The sequence below is a fragment of the Thauera sp. 2A1 genome (assembly GCF_009469595.2).
Classification (GTDB): Bacteria; Pseudomonadota; Gammaproteobacteria; order Burkholderiales; family Rhodocyclaceae; genus Thauera.
Window position 1 is genome coordinate 1 of sequence record NZ_SSXV01000073.1, and the last position, 2,522, is coordinate 2,522.

At 68.8% G+C, this 2,522-nt stretch carries 3 protein-coding genes; all 3 read left to right on the plus strand.

The genetic code is table 11. The annotated features are described in order from the left end of the window. A partial coding sequence (tnpB, locus tag GH664_RS22345) for an IS66 family insertion sequence element accessory protein TnpB (RefSeq protein WP_194270473.1) occupies positions 1–345 on the plus strand: 345 nt, incomplete at its 5' end. A gap of 71 nt (positions 346–416) precedes the next feature. Next, entirely contained in the window at positions 417–1,970 is a 1,554-nt protein-coding gene (locus GH664_RS22350; protein WP_194270474.1) for an IS66 family transposase, read from the plus strand. Then, the gene (locus GH664_RS22355; RefSeq protein ID WP_096453071.1) at positions 1,970–2,479 is read left to right on the plus strand and encodes a hypothetical protein; all 510 of its coding nucleotides are present in this window, start codon (positions 1,970–1,972) and stop codon (positions 2,477–2,479) included. Before GH664_RS22350 ends, GH664_RS22355 begins: the two co-directional genes overlap by 1 nt. Positions 2,480–2,522: the final 43 nt, after the last annotated feature.

Below are 2,522 nucleotides of genomic sequence, written 5' to 3' on the forward strand. Positions count from 1 at the left end.
ATCCTGTCCTCGGCGATCCGCGCCCACGTCTATAGCGAGGCGGTGGACATGAGGAAGTCGATCGATGGGCTCGCGCAGATCGTGTCGCGCTGCATGGGCATGAACCCGCTCTCGGGTCAGGTGTTCGTGTTCATCGGCCGGCGCCGCGACAAGGCCAAGCTCCTGGTGTGGGACCGTCATGGGTTCTGGGTGCTTTACAAGCGCCTGGAGCGCGGGCGTTTCACCGACCCCGCGCGGCTGTCGGCTGAGGGCCTGGCGATGAGCGAGTTGCTCGCCTGGCTCGATGGCATCGATCTGTCGCGAACGCGCCGCCTGGCGCCGGTGGCGGCCAGCGTCGTGGGGTGAATGTCGGCCGCACGGGCAATCGGTGATTCACCGCATTCACCGAGACGGCCTGCACGGGCATGCTTGGCCCCATGAACCTGCCTGTCCCGATCGATCGCGCCAGCCTGCCTAAGGAGGTGGTTCCGCTGCAGGATCTGGTGCTCAAACTGGGGCAGCAGGTGCAGGCGATGCGTGCGCAGTTTGACGCGCAACTGGACACCCTGCGTCACCAGCTGGTCGAGTTGCGGCGGCGCCTGTTCGGGCCCCGCAGCGAGGTGATCCACCTCGGCCAGGCAGAACTGTGGTCCGACCCGGTACAGATCCCCGTACCGAGTGAGGAGCGTCGCGAGGTCGGCGCCCACACCCGGCGCAAGGGCGGGCGGCCGGCGATCAGCCCGGATCTGCCGCGCCGGCGCGTCGAGCACGACCTCTCCGATGTCGAGAAGGCCGGCTACGCCGCGCTCGAGCGCATCGGCGAGGAGGTCTCGGAGTTGCTCGAGTACATTCCCGCCCGCCTGGAGGTGATCCAGAACGTGCGCCTGAAGTACCGCTGCGAGAGCGCCGACGGTCGCAGTACCGTGCGCACCGCCACCGCCCAGGGTTCGCCGCTGCCCAGGAGCAACGCCGGTGCCGGGCTGCTCGCCCACGTGATGGTCTCGAAGTACCTCGATCACTGCCCGCTGGCGCGCCAGTCGCGGATCTTCGCGCGCCAAGGCGTCGCTCTGTCGCGTCAGACCCTGTGCGACTGGGTGCTCGATGCGACCGAGTTGCTCGCCGTGTTGATGCCCGCCCTGCAGCGCCACGTACTCGCGAGCCCGGTGATCTTCACCGACGACACCACGCTGTCCCTTCAGGCCCCGGGCAAGACGATCACCGCCCGGATGTGGGTGTATCTGGCCGGCGGGCAGCAGAAGGACGATGGGGGCCAGTGGCAGCAGGTGGCCCCGGCCGCACTCTACGACTTCACGGCCGATCGATCCGGGACGCACCCGCGCCGGATCCTGGGCGCGTGGCGCGGCTACCTGCAGGCCGACGACTACAGCGGCTACCACGCCAGCTTCCGCGAGGACGTCACCCATGTGGCGTGCTGGGCGCATGTGCGGCGCAAGTTCTTCGATGTGCTCAAGGCCGCCCCCAAGGGGGCGCCGCCGGGGCTGGCCGATGACGCGTTGCGCTTCATCGGGCTGATCTACCGCATCGAGCGTCGCCTGGCCGAGGCCGACCCGGACGTGCGCCTGCGTGTGCGCCAAGGGCGCACCCGACGTGTGCTGGCCGCGTTCCACCGCTGGCTCACCCATCACCAGCCGACGCTGCAGCCGCGCTCGCCGCTGGGACGTGCGTTTGCCTACGCGCTGTCGAACTGGACAGCGCTCACCGTGTTTGCCGACAGCGGCCTGCTCGCGCCGGACAACAATACCGCCGAGCGGGCGATGCGCCCGGTGGCGATCTCGAGGAAGAACTGGCTGTTTGCCGGAAGTCCACGTGGCGGACGGGCCGCTGCCGTGGCACTCTCGCTGATCGAGACGGCGCGGTTGAACGGCATTGAGCCCTACGCCTACCTGAAGGATGTGCTCACGCGCCTGCCCGGCCACCGTATGGACCGGCTCGACGAACTGCTGCCGATGAACTGGAAGCCTGCGCCCTGATGGATCCCGCCACCCTCGAAGCCCTCAACCGCGCAAGCTCGCTCGAACTGTTCCACCTGTCGCGCGTGATCGAGCGCCTGATGTCGGATCCGTCGCGGATCGTGCAGATCCGGCTGCATCTGCACCTGGGACAACGGGTGCGCTTCGTGGACGGGAAAGCACCGGGCGCCGCGCTGCAACTGCGCAGCGGCACCGTGGTGGCGATGAAGGACACTCAGGTCACGGTGCAGGACGACGCCACCCGTGCGACCTGGACGCTGCCCTACGCAGCGATCGAGCTCCCTGCCGACAGCCGCGCCGCGCCTCAGGTGTCAACAGCCAAGCCCGCCCACCGCCCCACCCGCGAAGACTTCCGCGTCGGCGACCGCGTCAGCTTCGAGGACCGCCACCTGCAGACGCGCATCGGCACCATCGTGCGCATCAACCAGAAGACGGCCAGCGTCGACTGCGAAAACGAGCTCGGCTGGCGCGTGTCGTTCGGACTGCTCAGGCACGTCGTCGACCTTTGAAGCCCTCCGCTCCGCCGGGGGGCGGGGTTGCTCGGACGGTTAC

Bases quoted from the DNA above. Each gene is read 5' to 3' on its own strand.
- GH664_RS22350 (WP_194270474.1), top strand. From the start codon at position 417: ATGAACCTGCCTGTCCCGATCGATCGCGCCAGCCTGCCTAAGGAGGTG.
- GH664_RS22355 (WP_096453071.1), top strand. From the start codon at position 1,970: ATGGATCCCGCCACCCTCGAAGCCCTCAACCGCGCAAGCTCGCTCGAA.